This window comes from Brevundimonas sp. UBA7838, from assembly GCF_002500885.1.
In the GTDB taxonomy this organism is placed as follows: domain Bacteria; phylum Pseudomonadota; class Alphaproteobacteria; order Caulobacterales; family Caulobacteraceae; genus Brevundimonas; species Brevundimonas vesicularis_C.
The window spans coordinates 1-3,377 of the sequence record NZ_DLTK01000029.1; the positions used below are offsets into that span (position 1 = coordinate 1).

The window sequence follows — 3,377 nt, forward strand, 5'->3', positions numbered from 1 at the left end:
CGGCGTGGGCGCAGGCCCCGGGGTCTGCGCCAGGGCGGAGGGCACGGGCGCGAGCGCAAGGGCGGCGGTCAGGCTGAGCAGGCGGATCATGGGACGGCTCCCGTTGAATGACCCGCGCAAACTCCGCCCTCAGCCGCCCCGTCTCAAGTGAAATCGCGGTAAGGCTTGGCTTACTGCGGCGTCGCCGGCGCAGAGGCGGCAGGGGCTGCAACAGCGGCGTCGATCTTGCCTCGGACATCAGCAGGGATGCCCTTGATCTGCTGGATCGCAGGCGCGAGTTGTTCGGGCGTCGCCTGGCCGCTGCTGACGGCGAACGTCTGGACATCTTCGGCGAAGGCGTCGACCTGGGGCTGATATTTGGCTTGGATGGCGTCCAGGTCGGCCTTGGCCTTGGTCTTGTCGGCCTGGGCTGCGGCGGCCTGCATCTCGCTGGCCATCGTCTCCATGACCTGACTGAAGGCTTCCGCCTTGGCCTCGAAGGCGGCTTCCTCGGGACTGTCCGCCTCTTCGGCCGGTTCAGGCGCCGCAGCGGCTTGGGGTGCAGGCGCAGGGGCGGCGGCCTGACCGGCGGCGAAGGCGGGAGTGGTCAGGGCTAGGACGGCGACGGCCGCGGCGGAAGACAGAAGGCGCATCGGAAACTCCACGACGGGCCGCCTTGCGGCCCCGAACGAGGCTGCATCCCAGCCCCGGTCGCACCCTCCTACAGTCCGGTCAGATTTCAAAGACCCGATAGGGTTTGTCGCCCAGGGTCTTCAGCACCGGCAGGGCGACATTATAGACGGGCGTTCCCTTGGTGGTGCGTCCCTCCGGCCCGCCGCGGTGGGCGTGGCCGTGCACGACCAGCCGGACGTTGTCGTAGCGATCGATGGTCTCGGCCAGGCGCGACGACCCCAGGAAGGCGTGGATTTCGGGCGGTTCGCCCATCACCGTCTCGACCACGGGCGCATAGTGCAGCAGCACGACCGAGCGTTCAGTGCGCAGCATGCGGATCGAGTTCTCGATGAGATTGGCGTCCTCGACCGCCTCCTGAACGAAACGCTTGATCGAGGCCTCGCCGAACGAGGAAAGCATATAGCGGCCGAAGCCGCCGACGAACCCCTTGCCGCCCGCAAAGCCGACGCCCTCGATCTCATAGGCCTCGCCGGTCAGCATCTTGACCCCGGCGTCGGTCAGCATCTTGGTGACGACCTCGGGCTGGCCGCACTCGTGCTCATGATTGCCCAGCACGCCGACCATCGGGATTTTGCACAACTTGAGATCCTCAAGCAGCCGCTCGACCTCGGGCGTCTTGCCGTAGTTGGTCAGGTCGCCGCACAGGCACAGGACATCGGCGTCGTCCGACACCCGTTCGAACAGGTCGCGATAGCGATGCTCGGTGGTCTCGCCGACATGAAGGTCGCCGACGGCGGCGACGCGCAGTGTCTTGGCGGGACCGGCCTCCAGGCCGGGCTGGATCGTCTGGGGATCGGGGACGGCGTCGGTCATGGCGGCTTACCTTTCAGTGGCCCAGGTTGACGGGGTCGTGGCGTTCCTCCAGCCCCTTGCCGACGACGTCGCCAAAGCCCCACTCGGCGACGTCGGCGACATAGTCGCGCGGGCTGAACAGCCGGCCGCGACAGACCTTCACGCGCGGCGCCGGAAGATCGATCTGGGCCGTCAATCGCTGGACCAACTCTTCCATCAGCCAGCGCGGAATCCGGTCGCGCTCGGTCGGATAGGCGAAGCGGAAGTTCAGCAGATGGGCGGCCAGCACTTCCCAATACAGGTCCATCTGGTCCAGCAGGCTCTTCCAGTCGATGGCGTCGGACTGTTTCAGGATGACGTGGTTCACATCGGCCCCGTCATAGCGATAGCGGTCCTGGATAAAGACCTTGGACAGGATCAGGGCCGTGGGCGGGGTGATCTGGACCTGATGGCCATAGACGGTGATCCGGTCCTCGCTGAACCAGCTGTCGGACACGGCGATGGTGCCGTTTGACATGGCGAAGATGACGTCGAAGAAGTGTTTCTCGTCTTTCCAGACCTTGGCGATCCAGCGCTCGTCCTCAACGTCGGTGCGGTAGCCGTGCTTCTGGAAGAAGGCCAGGATGCGGGGGTAGTCGCCAGGCTTGCAGAAGACATCCAAATCCTTGGTCGGGCGACGGATGCCGGTGTAGGCCGTGACCGCGTAGGTGCCCGACAGCAGGAAGGGGATCCCGCTCTCCTTGAGCAGGCGCAGGCTCTCTTCATAGAAGGCCAGGGCGTCCGCCGGCGGCTCGAAGGTCGGTTCGGCGATCACGTCTGACATTGGCTGGGGCCCTTTGCTGGCAAGGGCGAGTAAACGGCGACGCTGAACGGCGGTTCCGCAATCCTACCTAGGTGGGCCGCTACGGGATCGTTAACCCCTGCGTGTCACTGTTCCGTCATGGGGCTGAAGTGGGTGAACGCAGAAGGCGGGCGCTGGCGGTTTTTCCGTCATGAGGCCGGCCGCGCGGCTGGGCCGTCGCCCTACGCCTATGCGGCCTTGTTCGCCCTGTGCCTATCGGTCGCCCAGTGGAGCATGCATGCCTTCGGCGCCACGGTTCTGTGGCCGGCCAATGCGGTGCTTCTGGCCGCCGTCCTTCAGCTTCATCGTCGCCAGGCCATCGGCGTCATGCTCGCCTGCGCCGCGATCAACCTCGCCAGCAACATCGTGCGCGGCGATCCCGGCGTGATGATGTTCACCAATGTCGCCCTGAACCTGACGCAGGTCTGCATCGCGGCCGTGTTGGCGCGCCGTTTCTGCGGGGCCGCGCTGGATATGCGACGTCCCTGGCGTCTGTTCCGCTTCGCCGTCTTTGCCGCCGTACCGGCGGTTTTGATCAGCACCCTGCTGGCGGGCGCGGTCGCGGTGCTGATGAGTTGGAAGGTGCCGGGCACGCTGGCGTTCCGGATGCACCACCTGTTCGACATGGAGCTGCTGGCGATGATGATCGTCACGCCGTCCCTGTTGCTGCTGGCGCGCAACCATCGTTTCAGGGACGACGCCCAGGCCACGATGACGGAGGCGGCCGCCCTGCTGGTTCTGGTCGGCGGCGTCACGCTGTGGGTGTTTACCCAGTCGTCGGCGCCGGTGATGTTCGCGGTGCTTCCGCCGCTGATTCTTCTGGCCTTCCGGCTCGGTCCGCCGACCACCGCCTGCGCGGTGGTGCTGGTCGCGGCCATCGGCGGCGCCGCCACGCTGGCCGGGCATGGGCCGGTTGTGTTGACCCGCCTGCCGCCAGATCCCGTTCTGGCCGCCCTGCCTGAGGTGATGCGCCAGATGAATGTGTTTCATCTGTTCCTGCTTTGCGTCGTCGGGTCGGTCCTGCCCATCACCACCCTGTCGACCGAGCGTCGGCGTCTGACGGCGCGTCTGC

General features: G+C 66.4%; 4 protein-coding genes. 1 reads left to right on the forward strand and 3 read right to left on the reverse strand.

Annotated elements, in window-relative coordinates; all coding sequences use genetic code 11:
- Positions 1-170: 170 nt before the first annotated feature.
- The 3 genes from B3T77_RS01575 to B3T77_RS01585 form a co-directional block, all read right to left on the reverse strand.
- Positions 171-632, reverse strand: coding sequence for a translation initiation factor IF-2 (locus B3T77_RS01575; RefSeq protein ID WP_292076502.1), 462 nt, complete (start codon positions 630-632; stop codon positions 171-173).
- 79 nt (positions 633-711) lie between these two features.
- Positions 712-1,485 (reverse strand): metallophosphoesterase family protein, encoded by a 774-nt coding sequence (locus B3T77_RS01580; RefSeq protein WP_292076503.1) that lies wholly within the window; start codon positions 1,483-1,485, stop codon positions 712-714.
- A 13-nt stretch (positions 1,486-1,498) separates the two neighbouring features.
- Positions 1,499-2,287 carry a nucleotidyltransferase family protein gene (locus B3T77_RS01585; protein WP_055754649.1) on the reverse strand — a complete coding sequence of 263 codons (789 nt, stop codon included), beginning with the start codon at positions 2,285-2,287 and terminating at the stop codon, positions 1,499-1,501.
- A gap of 117 nt (positions 2,288-2,404) precedes the next feature.
- Between B3T77_RS01585 and B3T77_RS01590 the strand changes: the two genes are divergently transcribed.
- On the forward strand, positions 2,405-3,377 hold a 973-nt coding region (locus tag B3T77_RS01590; RefSeq protein ID WP_292076506.1), incomplete at its 3' end, for an MASE1 domain-containing protein.

What these genes read in the sequence shown, in the direction of transcription:
- B3T77_RS01575 (WP_292076502.1), bottom strand. Translation starts at nt 632, where the DNA reads ATGCGCCTTCTGTCTTCCGCCGCGGCCGTCGCCGTCCTAGCCCTGACC.
- B3T77_RS01580 (WP_292076503.1), bottom strand. Translation starts at nt 1,485, where the DNA reads ATGACCGACGCCGTCCCCGATCCCCAGACGATCCAGCCCGGCCTGGAG.
- B3T77_RS01585 (WP_055754649.1), bottom strand. Translation starts at nt 2,287, where the DNA reads ATGTCAGACGTGATCGCCGAACCGACCTTCGAGCCGCCGGCGGACGCC.